Genomic DNA, 17710 nt, shown 5'->3' on the forward strand with positions numbered 1-17710 from the left:
AATATTCAAATAAACAAATATTATCTATGAAAAGAATTTTTACCATTTTAGTTTTTTTAATGTACATATCCATTTCACAGGCACAAAGCAAGAAAGATCTTATTCTGGAAGTAGATGGTCTAAGATCTCAGTTAAGGGAGTCTGAAACAGCTCTGTCGGAATCCAAACGCGAAGAAAGAATTGCTTCGGCCAAAGTGGAGTCCTATGAAGCACAGGTAAATGAACTTAAGGAAACCAATGCCAATCTATTAAAAAACTTAAATAGTTTTACGGAAGCCTCCAATAAGAGATCCGACCATATAAATAGCACCCTGGAAAGCCTTGTTCAAAAGGAAGCGCAATTGAGGGTTATCAATGATGCATTGAGCAGTCACGACTCTATAACCCTAGCTGTTTTTACCCAATTTAAGCAAACATTGGGCAGTGATCCCAAGATAACTGTCAGCAATGGTGCCGTAGCGGTGGTAATGGACAACAGTTATATATTTGGCGAGAATTCCAAGAATTTCAAAGTACAGGACAAGGCAGAGGCTATTATTGCCAAGATTGGAAGTATTTTGAAAGCCAACCCTACAATGGATATTCAAATTGTAAGCAATAGCAACTTGGTGGAATCCAAGGACAATAAATTGAATAACTGGGAAATTGGAACCCAACAAGCTGCTGCTGTAGCTAGGATCCTGGAAAGCAAATATCAAATAGAGCCCAAACGAATCATCGCCACAGGGAAATCGGAATTAGGACTTTACAGTATTGAAACTGCTACCGAAATCATTGTACAACCAAGATTTTATGAATTCTTTAAATTGGTAAAGGAGAGCATGAAATAAGTCATTAGAGTTATTGAAACCGTCAGGAACATATTATGGTGAATAGTTTTAAGCACCTCCCTCTGGGAAAGCCAATTCAACAACCGCAATATAAAATCTGATAAAACAGTCATTACAATTTAAAAAGCGCTACTTAGCGCTTTTTTTTATGACCTAGGTTAGTTTAATCCAATTATAGTGGTGACAGGTAAAAAATTGAAACCTACCATAATTTTTAATGGAATAAGCCGTTAAATAATCAACAAACCAAAAAATACCAATACAAAATGAGTGGAGAGGAAATTTTTCAACTATTTGCCTATTTGTTACCCGCTGTAGTAACCGGAGTGGTCGCCTTTTATTTTTTTAGATTACATACCAGAAACGAAGAAGGTAGAAGACGATACCTATTGCATAAAGACAGTCAAAAAAACACCTTGCCTATTAGATTACAAGCCTACGAAAGAATGGCCCTGTTTCTGGAGAGAATTGCAATTCCTAGTTTGGTGGTAAGGGTAGGACCTAAAAACAGCAATAAAAACGATTATGAAAATTTGCTGATCAAAAGTATCGAAAATGAATTTGAGCATAACCTATCCCAACAAATCTATATGACCGATGAATGTTGGAATATAATTAAGGCGGCAAAAAGTGCCACCATACAAATGATCAGGAAGGCAGGAATGAGCGAATCGGATTCGGCAGACAAGCTCCGTGAGGATATTCTAAATGAAACCATGGAAAAAAGCTCTCCTTCGGCAACTGCTTTGGCTTACGTTAAAAAGGAAATTGGGGAACTCTGGTAACTAAAATTTACCTTAAACAACGCTGGAAAATTTTTCCTGTGCGTACCTATACCCTTGTTGCCACCATAGCGACATAAGTTTCTTATTGAAGACCAAGGAGTTTTCAGTTAATTTAGTGGGGGTGTAATATAAGTTTAATTGCACCCCATTATGTTTTGCCGCCAATACCCCTTCAGATATGTCATGATATTCTATCTGGTCCAAAACAAAACCATAAATACTTAACATAAGTGAGAAAGGGTTTCTACCCAAAACCTTGTTATGTTCCATATTTTCGGACTCAAGGATAATGGCATCTATTTCCGTAGCTCCTCGTCTTATGGCTTCCCTAATGGGAACAACACACCCTAGCCCACCATCGCCGTATTCAAATCCGTCTTTTTTTACCAAGGACATGAAAGGAATATAGTTGCATGAAATCCAAATCCAATCACAGAATTCATCATAGGAAAAATCCTTAATGGATTTATATTCGATCCTGTTCTTGGAAAGATTGGAAACCGTCACGACTACATCTTTTCGTCCTTTTTTTAACCTCTGGAATTCCGCTTCACTAAAATTCTTTTTAATAGTCCTTCTCAGAGCCTTGCTTTCTCCAAAAGTACGTTTGCTCTTTACAAATTGGAGAATGGTAGTTAGAAAATTTATGGACACATATTCCCTGTCACCTTTTTTTCGTACTACAAAGGGGTTAAGGCTAAAAATGGAACGTTGACTAACATTGGTATAGATATCATGCAGTTTGTCAATTTGGTTTAAGGCCAATTGTGGAATTAAAAGACTGCCCGTGGAGGTACCAACCAAAATATCATATTCCCGTTTTTCAACTTCCATTAGGTATTGGGCCACGCCACCAGCAAAGGCCCCTTTACTCCCTCCCCCACTAATTACGAGTGCTTTCATAGAATTCCAGTCTCTATTAGGTTGGTTTCAGAGTTTTTATGTTTGGCAAAATTAAATCCACTTTCCCACCATACCGTCATTTTTTCCTTTTCAAATATAAGAGAGTTGGTAGTGAGTACAGTGGGCGTATAATAGAAGTTGATTATTGCATCGTTATGGTTGGCTACAAACTTGCCTATCCTAATATTTTGTTGTTCTATCCTATCCAACATAAAGGCAAACATACTGGTAAGTAATGAAAATACGTTCTTGGAGGGCATTCTATTTAATTGGGTAACCTCTGTTTGCAAAATTATGGCATCCACTACCTTTGCCCCTCTTCTAATAGCCTCTTCAATAGGAACCATACTGCCCAATCCGCCATCCGCATATTCACATCCATTCTTTTTTACCAAGGACATAAATGGGGTATAGTTGCAGGAAACCCATATCCATTCACAAAATTCCTCATAGGTACAGTCATTGATGGATTTATACTCTACCTGGTTCAACGACAAATTGGAGACGGTTACCACTATATCCAAAGGACCATTTTTTAAATGCTCAAATTCTTCAATGGAAATAGTATTCTTGATCAACTGAAGTAAATTATGACTTTCTCCAAAAGTCTTGCTGCCCTTGAAAAAATTTTTCATCACATTTATATGATGGATCCCAATGGTCTCTATGCCATATTTCTTTTTTATCACAAAGGGACAATTACTGAAAATATTATGTTGATTTACCGAAGTATAGACCTGCCTAATTTTTTCAATTTTTTGTAGGGCGAGATGGGAAATCAATAAACTGCCTGTGGAGGTGCCCAAAAATAAATCGTAATTGTGGTTCAATTCTTGCATCAGGTATTGGGCTACGCCACCGGCAAATGCACCCTTGCTACCACCACCAGAAATTACCAATGCTCTCATTCCGAAATCAGTTTGTTGCTAATATAACGTAATTCCTCCTTATTAAATTTTACTCTCAATTTATCTATTCTATCCCGATATTCCTTTTTTTCCAAAAGTTGGTCCAATAATGAACGGGCATATTTTCTAAACTGCCAAGAATGATGCTGGGTTGCATCTACAAGATCCAACAAATTGTTGTCTGAAAAACCAATCAATTGCTCCAAGAATTGAAATGCGCCTTGCCTAACTTCATAGGGGTACACAGGGGAAGTATACCCACTGAGTTCCAAATAATACTCGTTGGTGTTATTGGATTCATAATCCTTGGTGAGCAAAGCCAGGGTGAGCCATAATATGCGAATGTTCTTATTTGAAAAGCCAATGATCCCCTTGGTCTTATCCAAGTATTTTTCCCTTTCGTTCGGGTAATTTATCCAAAGTTTGTACAACATTTCCTCTTTGGTAATATAACTCCTATCGTCCAAAAGTGATTCATATTCAGATTTTAGATCCAGTGGCAACTGTACTGTGGAAGTAGCCAGCGCCTGCCTAACTAGCACACTTTCAATCCTTAACAATTCCTTTATAAAATCCTGGGATAGGGATTTGTAATACGTTTTAATGATTTTGGCCATTAATTGATCGGAATTTGTGCTTTCCAAATACTTTTTTATAATGGATTCATTGTCCATGCTACTGGTCATTGCTTTCTTTTGCAGCCCGAAGAAATTCCTCAAATCCTCCGATTCACGAACCAAGCTTGTTTTAGCCTCCCCAAAAGGAAATTCCTTATCCTCCAACCATCGCTTCCGGAACGCACCCAAATCAGTGTCACTGACCAACTCCATAACCTTAATAAAGTCATCCACAGTGGCATTTCTAAATCTGTACGTATTTAAATATTGTTGTATTCCCTGACTAAAAAATTCCTCCCCCAATTGTTCCCTCAACATATGCAACGCCCATGCTCCCTTTTCATAAAAAGTAAGGCTACTGGCCTTTGGATCAATTAGGGCTTCTCCCTTATCCTCTTTGGTTAATCCCTGTAATTGGATTGCCGATTCGTATAATTTCCAATAATAATATTCATTACCAAAAAGCGCTCTCTCGGCCAACAGGGCATAATAGGTAGCAAAACCTTCATGAAGCCAGTGGCTACCACCGTCCACTTCGGTAACCAAATCACCAAACCACTGATGTGCCATCTCATGGGCATTTACATTTACATAGTTCCTGTCATTAAATGCAATGGAATCCATTACATAGGAATCTGAAAAAATTGTGGTCCCTGTATTTTCCATTCCCGCATATAAAAAGTCCCTAACAGGTACCTGCTTATAATTCTGCCACGGATATGCCACTCCTATTTCCTTTTCCAAAAAGTCGAAAATCGCTGTAGTATATCTATAGGTAGGTTCCACCATGGTACTATCACTTGGGTAGAAATATAGACCAATGGGAATCCCGGTAGTGGATTCCACTTCTTTCTTATGGTAATCCCCAATGGCAAAAGCCAACAAATAGCTACTCATTGGATTGTCCATATTAAAACTCCATTTTTTCAATCCGTCCAATTCTTTGGTCGCGACCAAGGCACCATTTGCTACTACTTCGTATGTCTTATCAAAGCTGATATTGAGGTCATATTCAACCTTTTCGGTCATATCATCAAAACTGGGAAGCCAGTGACTGGTATATTTTCCTTGACCTTGGGTCCAGACCTGCTCGTTGCCAAGAATGTCGTCCTTCCAACCTAAAAAATATACGGTCTGTTTGGGATTGGCAGAATAGGTGATATCCAACGTATAGGTTTTATTGGCCTTAAAGCGTTTATGGACTACGATTTTTTTGCCGTTATTAGTAAGCTTAACTTTTTTATTATTGAGTTTGACCTCTATTAGATTTAGATTTTGGGCATCAAGAAAAACGGTATCCACTTTTTGTAGGACGTTCAATTTGTAGGTTACGGATCCCGTAATGGTTTCGTCCTTGGGATCTATTTTTATATCTACTTTTCCCTGAATAAAATCTACCTTGTCCTGATGCTGGGCGGAAAGTAAATGGGTTGTCAGAAAAACAAAAACAAAAAGGAAATGCTTCATACTACAAATATAAGACCTTGGTACGGCCTTGTTAAATTAATTATGGCATACGGACTATAATTTTTTAAGCAGGTTTTGTGCCTTATTATATTCATCGGCCGTTGGTGGTATTTCTACCAAAACCAGCTTACACTTATTGTAATTCTTTTGCTTCAAAAGTCCCAAGGCTTTTTGCCACAAGGCCTCATTTTTATAAACCGAACTGCCAGACGCAACTTTGTCCAAATCCTTATAGGCATTGCCGTAGGCAGCAGTTTCAATTTGGGCAATACCCCTATACAACAACAATTCTTGATTGTTGGGGTCATTACCCAATAGTTCATTTAGATAATTAATTGCCTCTTTAAAGGACTTGTTATTGAAAGCATTCTCTGCTTTTTTTGCCATAGGGTCTCCACTACTTCTCTGTACCAATGAAATAGTGGGTTGGGATGCAAAATCATTATACTGCGGCTCATTATTATCCATAAGAAAATAACCTCCAATAGTGATCAACAGTACAATTGCGGCTGCGTACTTCCATATTTCAGTTTTGTAACTGGGGGATGCTTTTTTGGTAAAATGCTCCTTACTTATATTTTTGAGATTATTTTCAAAAGCGTTTAAATCCTCCTGGTAGGTGAATTTTTCAGACAAGTAGTCAGAAGTTTCCTTATAGGAATCAAAAGATGCCTTAAAAGATGCATCATCCAACAAACGGGCTTCAAATGCCTTTTTTGCTTCCGAATCAAGGGTGTTGTCGAGATATGCTTCGTATAGTTCTAAATCCAATTCGTTCATGATTTTAGGCTTTTAGGTTTTTATATTCCGACGATTCCTGTACCATTCGAGTCAATTCGCCAATGCACAGGGATTTCTTTTTTCGCGCATAGGCATAGGTTACTCCCAGTTTTTGAGCCACTTCATCCATCGATTTTATTTCGAAAGTTGCTTTTAATAGATCTTTGCAGGCGTCCCCTAGTTTTTGAAACATGCGATTGAACACCAACTTCTTTTGTTGTTCAATATCAAATTCATCTGCCAGTTGTTGTGCATCGTCATTTATAGATACAACCTCTTCGTTTATTGTTACCTCCTTTAAAGAACTTTTTTTGATTTCGTTCAACCATCGCCGTTTACAAAGCAGGAAAAAATAGGCATCGAACGGACAGGTCAATTGCAATCCTTTATGTTTGGCTTGATTATAAATTGCTACCAATACCTCTTGGACAACATCTTTTGCGGCATCTTCATTGCCGCTATTTTTAGTTATATACCCCACCACCTTTGGGACAAAACGATCATAGATGCTTTTAATCACCAACGGACTGTTTATCAATAAACCCTCTATGTACTTCTGATCGGGATGGATGCTTGATCCTGCCATGAATTGAAAATTTTGCCTAAAATAAGAAAACTCTGGGTTCCTTTCTTGTAAAACAAAGTATCGGCTCAACAAAGCTTACAGAACCCCAGCCATTCTCTTTCTGGCCCATTAAAAGGTATTGGCTGATGTTGTCCTAGGAAATTAGCAAATAATAGATAAAGAAGACCCCTTGGTATCACCAAATAACTCCTCGTATCCATAATAGAACCTAATAAAATGAAAATATTTTAAACCAATGGGGTAACAAAATCCAAAGCACATTGATATAGGGGTGAACAATCAAAAAAATCATTCTTAACAAAAAATAATAATCATGAAAAATTCAAAACAAATTTTAGGACTTTTTTTAATGACGGTGGCTTTGATGACAAGTTGCCAAAAAGATGAACATGGAGATAACGATATTTTGGACGTAACAATTGAACGGGCTTCTCCCCAAGATTTCACGGATCTTAAAGCTACCGCCTTAGAAAATCTAAAACAAACATTTCAAATAGATGTGGATGGCTCCGGAACTTTCACGACCCAAAAGGGTGTTGAGATAACTATTAACGGAAGCTGTTTAGCCAATAATGGTAATGCTGTTACAGGCATGGTAGATGTGGAAGTAATAGAGCTTTTTGATAGAGGGACTATGCTGGCCACCAATAAAACTACTATGGGTCTTTCTCCTACAGGAGGCAAGGAACTTTTGGTTACAGGAGGGGAATTTTTTATTGAAGCTACACAAAATGGACAATTGCTACAACTTATTTGCCCTATGCAAGTTTTCGTTCCAACGGCACTTACCGGAGGTGATGATACCGGAATGACGCTTTGGGACGGCCTAATAGGTATGGATTGTGATATTGAAACCGGATGTGATGATGTTACTTGGGTAGAGCAAAAGCGTAATGGCCTAGGAGCTGGCATAGACATTGGTCAAGGTGCTGCCGGGCAATCATTATATATGGCCTTATTCAACAGTTTTGGATGGACAAACGTTGACCGTTTTTGGAATGACCCTAGACCTAAGACGAAGTTATGGGCAGCGGTACCTGAAGGTTTTGATAATGGGAATTGTGCGCTTTATCTGTCATATAATGGGGAGGCAGGCTCACTAGCCAACTTGGACGCCTATGACCCTGAGACCGGATTATTTTCCGAGCATACCGGTATTATTCCAATTGGTCTAGAGTGTCATGTCATCTTTGTTAGTGAGGACAACGGCAATTGGGTATATGCCATAAACCCCGTTACAATAATTGCAGATGGCACTATAGTTATCGAAGAAAGCGATTTGAGCACGACCACCGAGAGCCAACTGATTACCATGATAAACGCTTTGCCATAACTGTAATACACAAAAAACAAAATTTGTTTAGGAAACAGGGTAACAAAAACAAAGGACTGTTGATATAGAAATATAAAACAATAAACAATACAAATTTAAAATAACCTATTATGAAAAAATTGATGCTAATATTAGTTCTCGGAATTGTGTCCTGTACTCCAGATGACGGTGACCCCACAGTGTTTTGTGATAATTCCACTTCGGACTTCCAAACACTTTATCAAAGTATGATCAGTGCCGGTCATTCGGACAATGTAACGTATGACACTGAAATACATGAATATACTTTTATGCTATCTGCAACCAAGGAAGTATGCGAAATTGGGTATCAGAGTCAATCTGGTGTTGCCACTACACCTTATGTTATAGAAATAGTGGACAACACTACAACAAATACCATATACACTGGTTCCCACATTTTCTCGGCTACAGGAACTTCTTATGTCACACCTTCTGCTACCATTAACCTAGTAGCAGGAACCTCCTACACCATAAAACGAATTCAAACCAATTGGGGGGCGAACATTGGAAATACTATTGGACGATTGGCAACCAATAATGCTATGAGTTTTCCATACACTAACGGAATAATGACCATTACAGGTTCAAATTTTCATCAAAATGGCGGACCGGCAATAGACTTTGGGGTGCCCTATATTGATATAATCTTTAAATAAACCCTTTAAAAAACAGTTTTCGAAAAAAAAATTAGAAATCAGGGGTAACAAAACTGAAGCCCTCTTGATATAAGGATGTAAAACATTAAATAAACAAATCTTAAAACAATCAATTATGAAAAACACTAGAAAATTATTCGGAATGGTAGCAATGGCAGTAATAACAATGGCCAGTTGTTCAAGGGAAGAAGGCGATCAAACGGACGAACAGGGAATTCCGTTCCAAGCGGCCACACCACAGGCATTTTCTGGCCTGAAAGCAGATGCCTTGGCAGAATTGACCCAAAATTTTCAGTTCGATGCTTCTGGAATGGGAGTTTTTACAACTGAAAATGGAACCCAAATAAGCATTAATGGTACTTGTTTAACAAAAAACGGGAATGCCGTTACTGGGCAGGTAGCTGTTGAGATTGTAGAACTTTATGACAGGGGTAATATGTTGTTGACCAACAAAACAACAATGGGCAGAATGGACGACGGAGGGAAAGCTATTATGATCTCAGGCGGCGAGTTTTATGTCAATGCCACTCAAGGAGGAGATCAATTGAACCTAGGTTGTAATATGCAGGTAGTTATTCCTGTTGATTTAACCGGTGGTGCCGATAACCAAATGTCATTATGGAAAGGTACCATTGGTGAAGATTGCGATAATGCCGTGGGATGTGACGATATAATTTGGGATGAAATTCGTGATGATGAAGGAAATATGCCTGGTATAGAAATAGGTAAAGGTATAACTCAGGGAGACGCCTATTATACCTTCTTCCAAGAATTTGGGTGGACCAATGTTGATCGTTTTGCAAGTGATCCCAGACCAAAAACAGGACTCTTGGTTGATGTGCCGGAAGGCTTTAATGATGAAAACAGTGCCGTTTATATCTCCTATGATGGAGAACCAAACGCCCTGGCCTTTTTGGATAAATATGATGAAGATCTGGAATTGTTTACAGAACACTATGGTCAAATTCCTATCGGTTTAGAGGCTCATGTCATCTTTGTAAGCGAAGACAACGGAAACTGGTTATATGCCATAAAAGCGGTAACCATTGTGGACAACGGGACAATTACCTTTAATTTATCGGAAACGGCAACTACATCGGATGCCCAGCTTAAGGCCCTGATAAACAATTTGCCATAATAATAGGACATACATTATTCAATGAATTGGTTTTGAATTATTATTCAAGAATGGTGGCCGGTATTAGGCCACCATTCTATAATTACTTAATCTTACAAAAGAATTTTAACATATACCAAAGAGTTATAGAAAACGTTAGTTACTAGGGAGTTTTAAATGTTAAACCCAATTTCGCTCCAATGCAAAAACAACTCACATTACTTTTCCTGTTATTTTTCGGATCTATTATCCAGGCCCAGGAACCGGTTGCCAACGATACAGTGGTACGTTACGCCAATATTGGGTATGATGCCAATGGCAATGAGGTATCCTTTCTTTCCGATACCCCGCCATTACAACAAATAGCAGGGGCACCAAAGGCTTTTTATAGCTATTATTGGGAGTTTGGGGATGGCACTTATAGTACCGAAAAAGACCCAAAACATACCTATAAAAAAACGGGTAGCTATGAGGCAAAACTCTGGGCAACCAACAATTACGATACAGGGAAACCACCGGCCACCAGACCTAAAAAGGTGGTCATTAACGAAATTACAAAGGACGTAGACGATCTGGCTACCATGACCGACGATTTCATGTTGAAACGCAATCGAGAGCCAATGATAGATGAAGAAATGGTCATGATCGTAAGCTACAAGAACACCAACAACTACACATCTTCAGGTAATATTCATCTGTTTTATAACGAAATGGCATTTAAGAACGATAACTTCTTAGAACCTGAAATTAGGTTGCACCATGGTGAAAGTTTGGTTCCTACGGATGTGATGGTCTATAATAGGGATTACAATCCAACAAAAACCTTTTTGACTTCAATAGAAAATGAACAGGTTTCTTATAGCACACAGGCACAGGATTCTACAAAAAAAACCAACCTTCCGCAAAGTATGGAGGAAGCTAAACAAGCCTATCGCTCACAAAAATCAATTTCATTTGAGAATATGCAGCCTGGTGAGGAAAGAAATGTTTTTTTGACCATGCGCACAGCGCCCGAAATGATAAAGGATACCAGTGCCATTATTTCGGTTAGAGGTATTTACGTACCCGACAATAATTATGGTGACCATACGGTAAAAGATATGGAAATGGAAATCGTGACCTCCCATGACCCTAATAAAATGTCCTCCAACGGGGTATTAATGAATTACCGTTTGGTGCGTTTTAAGACCTTGAAGTACAAGATAAAATTTCAGAACAACGGGGAGGGACCGGCACGGACTATCCGCTTGGAAACAGATATTCCCGAAATGTTGGATATGGCCACCTTAAAATTGGAGGACCAATATCCGGCATGTCCAATTTGTCCGAAAGAACCGGTGCGCTACAGTTGTTTGGATACCACTTTCTTGAAGAACAAGGCCATTTTCACTTTTAAGAATATCTATCTCCCTGGAACGGAACAAAAAAATGTACAGGAAAAAGATTCCACCAAGGGATTTGTAAAATATAGCATCCGTTTTGCAAAAGACTTCCACAAGCAGAAAACTAAGAGTCGCACTGCGATTATTTTCGATAAAAATGAACCTATAATAACCAATTACGCAACAACCCGGTTTACACCAGGTATTTCTATCGGGATCAAAGCGGGATATAATTACTATCCTAAGGTAGAAAACGCACAAAGCTATTTTTTAAGTGCCGTGGTCTCTCCCTACAAGCCGTACCGTTTCTATGGACAGGCAGAATTCAGTAATAGTTTTAATTCCAGTACCAGTAGCACAAGTGTTGACCAAGTGGTTGATGACCCCAGAAACGGAAGCATACAGTTACAACGCACCATTACCGCTACAGAACAAAAAAGTGTGAATTGGGAGGTGCCGGTTTTGCTTCGATATAATATTAATAATTACATTGGTATCGGCGCGGGTGTGCAATCTAGCATTAATGTAAGCAATACTGCCAATAATAGTGTAACCGTCGAATATTACGAAGGTGATACGGACCAATTTTTAATGGATTCCAAGACGGATACCAATTCCATGAAGGAATCCTTTACCAACTGGAGAACCGGTATCTTGTTGGACTTTACTGCAGGATTTTCCCGATTGGGACCAAGTTTGGGTGCGCGCTATGTCATGAACAATAAAACCGATTTTAACTATTGGCAACTCTATGCCTTATGGCGCTTCTAATTGAAAAACCTTAGTAAAATATTCGTCTGTGTTTTTTGGGCGCTTCCCTTCTGGAGTTCGGCCCAACTTACGACGGACGAACTTTACAAAGAATTGGACAATCTTGTGGCAAAGCCAACGATTGAAAATCTCCAAGGACTTGTAATTTATTCCAATAACTTCAGCTTAACGGCCAAATCCCCTGATCAACAACTTGCTTTGGTTATAGCCAGATCTAATCTTGGTTATTATTTCGAAAAATATGGCGACCTTTCCAAAAGTATCGAAAACTATGAAGATGCCTATCATCGCTTCAAATCCAACGAATTATCGGATTACAATATTTATGAAAATGCAGCTGTTCCTTTGGCAGCTATTTATATAAGACAGGGAGACTATTTGAAAGCAGAAGAATTATTGATACAGTGCGCTTCCCATGCCAAAAACACCACAAATAATTCCCTATTGTTCAATACTGTGTTATCACTATCTGCCCTTTACAATTCCACATCCAGATATGAGAGATCGTATTTGTTGATCAATGAAACCCTGAAGAAGAAAAGCATACCTCTGGGGACCGCAGCGGCTTTGAAGAATAACCTTGCTACCGCATATTTTCGGGTCGGGGATTTTGAAAAAGCCAAACAGCTGCTTTTAGAAATTACTGCACTGAGAGGTATTAATCATGTCAATTCCTTTAAAAGTCTTGCATTTATAGTGCTTAAAGAAGGCCATAAGGAAATGGCTCTGGATTACTTTGAAAAAGCGAAAAAAGCACTTTTGAACGATGAAGGCGTATCTGCCCGCCAATGGGTAAACCTATTGGTAGAGGAGGCCGAATTGCTTTTGGAAATTGGCCGTACCCTTGATGCTCAAAACACATTGCAAAAAGCTTTGACGGTAATGCTTCCCTCCCATTCTGGGCAGAACCTTCCAGATGAAACCATTTTATTTCCGGATCGTAATTTTCTTCGCATTTTTGATGCCTACGCGGCTACCGCTGAAACCGTAAAGGATGCCTTGAGGGCGTATGATCTGGCATTTTATGTAGCAAATTTGCTGCAAGAGGACTATACATCCCAAGAAACCAAAATAATACACCGGGCAGACGCAAAGCATCGAACGGAAAAATGTATAGACCTTATATGGAAGCACTATTCCCACACCAAGGATCCAATGTGGGCCGAAAGGGCCTTTGTCTATTCTGAACAGGGAAAGGCTATGGTATTGACGGAAAGAACGATGCTTAATAAACAGCAGGATGGAAAAACCAATGGATTGGAAAACCTCCTACGAGACCGTGATAAGCTCACCGACCAGCTATTGCGAGCACAATTCAAAAACTTGAATGACAAAATATTGGAAACTTTCATTTCCGAATTGGCAGACGTAGATCGGCAAATTAAGTTGCTACAATCCAATTTGCCTAAAATGTTTCAGACAGAGCTAGATCTAGTTGAATTGCAAAACAAGTTAAAAACGGATGAAGCGGTACTACAATCCTATTTTTTAGGGACAAAAAGCAACTATCAATTTACAATCGATGATTCAGGAATACGGATGTACCAACTTCCCGATACAGAAGAACTGTCCTCTTATATTTTGAAATTTGTACATCTATTTGATGGTCCAAAAGCTATAAATAATGAGGTTTCAAACTTTGCAAAAACTGCATTTGAGCTATTTGAGGTGCTACAATTACAGAACGCTTTGAATAAAAAACATCTAGTATTGATCCCTGATGGACTATTGAACTTCCTTCCTTTTGAATCGCTTTTGACCGAACCTACAAAAGGCACATCGTTTTCCAAAATGCCCTTTTTAGCGGTATCGAAAAAGGTAGCGTATGCTGTTAATGCGCACCAATATCTTACATCAATATCCAATAGCAAAAGAAAATCGGTTTTAGGAATTTTCCCCATCTTTAAAGGAAGTCCCGAGGAATTATCCTATTCGGAGGAGGAGGCAAAAGCACTTGGGGGCGCCATGTCCGCAGAATTGGTTTTGGAGTCCCGGGCCACAAAAGAAAATTTTATCCAGAAGGCAAAAAACCACGACCTAATACATTTATCTACCCATGCAGGCAGTGGTGATTTTGTAGTCCCCGCCTTTGTACAATTCTATGATGATCTGCTTTACTTGCCTGAATTACACAGTTTGGATATGAGTGGCAAGACCATTGTTTTAAGTGCCTGTGAAACCGGAATAGGTAAACTACAAAAAGGGGAAGGAGCCATCAGTGTAGCCCGTGGTTTTCAGTATGCTGGTGCCTCCTCTGTACTTTTTTCGCTCTGGAAAGTAAACGACCAGAGCACTGCATCGTTAATGTCCCGATTTTATGAATCTTTTAGGTCTACAGAATCTGTATTTGAATCGAATCATACAGCCAAGCTGTCCTACCTACGGGATAATAATATTCCCAATTCTAAAAAATCGCCATATTACTGGAATGGTTTTGCGTATTACGGAGCCCTTGATTCCAATAAAAATGCGCATAACACTTTTTGGTGGTGGGGTGCTTCACTACTGTTTGTCGGATTCTTGGCAATAATATTTGGTTTAAAGAAAAAATAAGAGTGAAGAAAGGATGGTTTACTTTTGCTATAGTGGACCGATAATAATAAACCCACACTTGCAGTTGTTTGACGGAACTGCTATTTTAGTCTGGTCAAAAATAGCATCATAAAATCCGGTCGTCCTATCTTACTTTGCAACCACTGTTAGTAGGGCTTCTAATAATCAGGTATATTTCAATGAATTCCAATGTACTACAAACGCCTATTGTCTATCTAAAAGGCGTTGGTCCCAACCGTGCCGAGACTTTACAATCGGAGCTTGGAATACATACCTATCAGGATTTAATTAATCTTTTTCCCAATCGTTATATTGATAAAACCCAATATTATAAAATTAGCCAATTACAGCGGACCAGTTCGGATGTTCAAATTGTTGGGAAGATTGTCAACATTAAAACGGTTGAACAAAAAAAAGGTAAACGATTGGTAGCCAAATTTATTGATGATACGGGAGAAATGGAACTGGTTTGGTTCAGGGGACAAAAATGGATCAGGGAAAACCTCAAGTTAAACATTCCATATGTTATTTTCGGAAAGGTCAATTGGTTCAATGGCACCTTCTCCATGCCCCATCCAGAAATGGAATTGTGGGAAGACCATGAAAAGGGCTTAAAAATATATATGCAACCTGTTTATCCTTCCACCGAAAAATTGGCCAACAAGGGCGTAACCAATAGGGTGACCAACAAACTTATACAGCAATTATTTTTGGAGACCAAAGGACGATTTGAGGAAACCCTATCCCCTAGCCTCATAAATGAATTAAGCCTTATTTCTAAAGGGGAGGCACTTTTTAATATCCACTTTCCAAAGAATCAGGAATTATTGGCCAGGGCACAATTTCGGCTAAAATTTGAGGAATTATTTTATATACAACTACAGCTGATTTCCAAAAACTTAATGCATAAACAGAAAATAAAGGGATATAATTTTGATAAGGTCGGAACCCTTTTCAAAACCTTTTACAAGCATCATTTGCCATTTGAACTTACCAATGCACAGAAAAGGGTTATTAAGGAAATTAGGGCCGATTTGGGCAGCAACGCACAAATGAATAGATTACTTCAGGGAGATGTAGGGTCGGGCAAAACTATTGTGGCACTCATGACCATGTTACTCGCCATAGATAACGGATACCAGGCCTGCCTAATGGCGCCTACGGAAATTCTGGCCAACCAACACTTTATGGGCATAAAGGATCTTCTAGGAGATATTGGCGTTAACATTGCCCTACTTACTGGATCGGTCAAGAAATCGGCCAGAAAGGTAATTCATGAACAATTGGAAAATGGGGAACTCCATATTTTAATTGGTACCCATGCCCTGCTGGAGGATAAGGTTGCATATAAAAATCTGGGCCTTGCAATTGTGGATGAACAGCATAGATTTGGCGTTGCACAGCGCGCCAAGTTATGGCACAAAAATGATGTTCCGCCCCATATCTTGGTTATGACCGCTACCCCTATTCCCAGAACCTTGGCAATGAGTTTATACGGCGATTTGGACATTTCTACCATAGATGAGCTTCCCCCGGGAAGAAAACCTATTAAAACGGTCCATAGGTACGATTCCAACCGCTTGAAAGTATTTCAGTTTATAAGGGACGAGATTAAAAAGGGGCGACAGGTATATGTGGTTTATCCCTTAATTCAGGAATCCGAGGCTTTGGACTACAAAGACCTTATGGATGGTTACGAGAGTATAGCAAGGGATTTTCCTATGCCCGAGTATCAGATATCCATTGTACATGGTAAAATGAAACCAGCTGACAAAGACTATGAAATGGAACGATTTGTTAAGGGGGAAACACAGATTATGGTCGCCACAACGGTAATTGAGGTAGGCGTTAATGTTCCCAACGCATCGGTAATGATCATTGAAAGTGCGGAGCGTTTTGGGTTGTCACAACTCCACCAATTACGGGGCAGGGTTGGTCGTGGGGCCGATCAAAGTTTTTGTATTTTAATGACCGGACACAAGCTGTCCTCAGATTCCAAAACAAGGTTGGAGACCATGGTAGGCACCAATGACGGATTTCAAATTGCTGAAGTTGATTTAAAGCTCCGTGGTCCAGGGGATTTAATGGGAACCCAGCAAAGTGGTGTACTTAATCTTAAGATAGCCGATATTATCAAGGACAACGATATTTTAAAAACGGCAAGATACCATGCCCTAAAAATTTTAAAGGAAGATATTACTTTACAAAAGCATCCCGTTATACTCCATGCCTATACGCAATTGGTGAAGTACAAGAATATTTGGAATTATATTAGTTGAGATTGCCAATAGGATTGGTCAATTAGTTTTATTGCGGTTTTTTGGGGGCTTGCATTCCTTGCAGAAATCAGAAAATTCCATCAGTTCTTTTTTAACGGCCTCATGCTCTTTTTCCAATATTGCCGACTTGTTGCCAAAATCCGTTTCCAAATAGACCCTTGAACTGATCTTATTGCGTTCTGCTATCATTTTATCAAAATAAGGTTGAAAAAACGTTGCATCGGAAAAGGTTTTTTTGTTCTGAAACAGTTCTTTTCTAATCTTTCTGGCATAAAGCTCTGAGAGATCAAAATCGAATTTAACAAGTGTTATCAATCTTTTAGCTTCCAAACTATCCGGAGCCATTATCACTGCTGCATCCTTATGAAATGTACAACTCACTTTGGAATTGAAGTTCTTTGTAAACATAAATTCAACATTGGACATTTGAAATTCAAAATCCAATATAACCCCAGATAGTACCAATACTTTGTCTATATCCTTGTTAATAGCTGTTTTTGAGCCTTGAAAATCCTCAATTTTGAACTTATAAGCTGGTTCCCACTCCACGGTATTCACCTGTGAGAATAAGCAATTGGTAAGTAAGAATAAAAGGAAGAATAATTTATATGACATATAATTGATTACCATTGTCCACCAGCAATCCACTTTATAGATTGCCTACATCTATTTATAAAGTAAATATACTAAATATACATTGTTATTGGATCAATCCCAAAAGT

14 protein-coding genes are annotated in these 17710 nt (G+C 38.9%); 8 read left to right on the forward strand and 6 right to left on the reverse strand.

Going from position 1 to position 17710, the window contains the following annotated elements; translation table 11 throughout:
* Window positions 1-26 precede the first annotated feature (26 nt).
* Both KO529_RS21635 and KO529_RS21640 read left to right on the forward strand, forming a co-directional pair.
* Window positions 27-830 (forward strand): OmpA family protein, encoded by an 804-nt coding sequence (locus tag KO529_RS21635; protein ID WP_215949935.1) that lies wholly within the window; start codon window positions 27-29, stop codon window positions 828-830.
* A 266-nt stretch (window positions 831-1096) separates the two neighbouring features.
* Window positions 1097-1615: a hypothetical protein gene (locus tag KO529_RS21640; RefSeq protein ID WP_215949936.1), complete on the forward strand. Its 519-nt coding sequence runs from the start codon at window positions 1097-1099 to the stop codon at window positions 1613-1615.
* Between the two features lie 12 nt (window positions 1616-1627).
* Here KO529_RS21640 and KO529_RS21645 read toward each other — a convergent pair whose 3' ends face one another.
* From KO529_RS21645 to KO529_RS21665, 5 genes are read right to left on the reverse strand one after another with little or no spacing between them, the layout of a single operon-like run.
* A complete protein-coding gene (locus KO529_RS21645; protein WP_215949937.1) occupies window positions 1628-2518 on the reverse strand; it encodes a patatin-like phospholipase family protein in 891 nt (296 codons plus the stop codon).
* Window positions 2515-3426, reverse strand: a complete 912-nt coding sequence (locus tag KO529_RS21650) for a patatin-like phospholipase family protein (protein ID WP_215949938.1) — start codon at window positions 3424-3426, stop codon at window positions 2515-2517. The genes KO529_RS21645 and KO529_RS21650 overlap by 4 nt, the downstream gene beginning before the upstream one ends.
* Entirely contained in the window at window positions 3423-5510 is a 2088-nt protein-coding gene (locus tag KO529_RS21655) for a M1 family metallopeptidase (protein WP_215949939.1), read from the reverse strand. The genes KO529_RS21650 and KO529_RS21655 overlap by 4 nt, the downstream gene beginning before the upstream one ends.
* A gap of 54 nt (window positions 5511-5564) precedes the next feature.
* The gene (locus tag KO529_RS21660) at window positions 5565-6290 is read right to left on the reverse strand and encodes a hypothetical protein (protein WP_215949940.1); all 726 of its coding nucleotides are present in this window, start codon (window positions 6288-6290) and stop codon (window positions 5565-5567) included.
* Between the two features lie 4 nt (window positions 6291-6294).
* Window positions 6295-6876, reverse strand: a complete 582-nt coding sequence (locus tag KO529_RS21665) for an RNA polymerase sigma factor (RefSeq protein WP_215949941.1) — start codon at window positions 6874-6876, stop codon at window positions 6295-6297.
* 313 nt (window positions 6877-7189) lie between these two features.
* On the opposite strand from KO529_RS21665, the gene KO529_RS21670 reads away from it, so the two are divergent.
* From KO529_RS21670 to recG, 6 genes are all read left to right on the forward strand, one after another.
* Window positions 7190-8209, forward strand: coding sequence for a hypothetical protein (locus KO529_RS21670; RefSeq protein ID WP_215949942.1), 1020 nt, complete (start codon window positions 7190-7192; stop codon window positions 8207-8209).
* A 110-nt stretch (window positions 8210-8319) separates the two neighbouring features.
* Window positions 8320-8886 carry a hypothetical protein gene (locus KO529_RS21675; protein ID WP_215949943.1) on the forward strand — a complete coding sequence of 189 codons (567 nt, stop codon included), beginning with the start codon at window positions 8320-8322 and terminating at the stop codon, window positions 8884-8886.
* A gap of 115 nt (window positions 8887-9001) precedes the next feature.
* The gene (locus KO529_RS21680) at window positions 9002-10024 is read left to right on the forward strand and encodes a hypothetical protein (RefSeq protein WP_215949944.1); all 1023 of its coding nucleotides are present in this window, start codon (window positions 9002-9004) and stop codon (window positions 10022-10024) included.
* A gap of 179 nt (window positions 10025-10203) precedes the next feature.
* Complete coding sequence (locus KO529_RS21685) at window positions 10204-12156, forward strand: PKD domain-containing protein (RefSeq protein ID WP_215949945.1); 1953 nt, start codon at window positions 10204-10206, stop codon at window positions 12154-12156.
* Complete coding sequence (locus KO529_RS21690; protein ID WP_215949946.1) at window positions 12157-14709, forward strand: CHAT domain-containing protein; 2553 nt, start codon at window positions 12157-12159, stop codon at window positions 14707-14709.
* A gap of 179 nt (window positions 14710-14888) precedes the next feature.
* Entirely contained in the window at window positions 14889-16988 is a 2100-nt protein-coding gene (gene recG, locus KO529_RS21695) for an ATP-dependent DNA helicase RecG (protein ID WP_215949947.1), read from the forward strand.
* Between the two features lie 18 nt (window positions 16989-17006).
* Here the strand turns inward: recG and KO529_RS21700 are convergent, their stop codons facing one another.
* Window positions 17007-17603: a hypothetical protein gene (locus KO529_RS21700; protein WP_215949948.1), complete on the reverse strand. Its 597-nt coding sequence runs from the start codon at window positions 17601-17603 to the stop codon at window positions 17007-17009.
* Window positions 17604-17710: the final 107 nt, after the last annotated feature.

The sequence above is a fragment of the Arenibacter algicola genome (assembly GCF_018860365.1).
GTDB lineage: Bacteria > Bacteroidota > Bacteroidia > Flavobacteriales > Flavobacteriaceae > Arenibacter > Arenibacter algicola_B.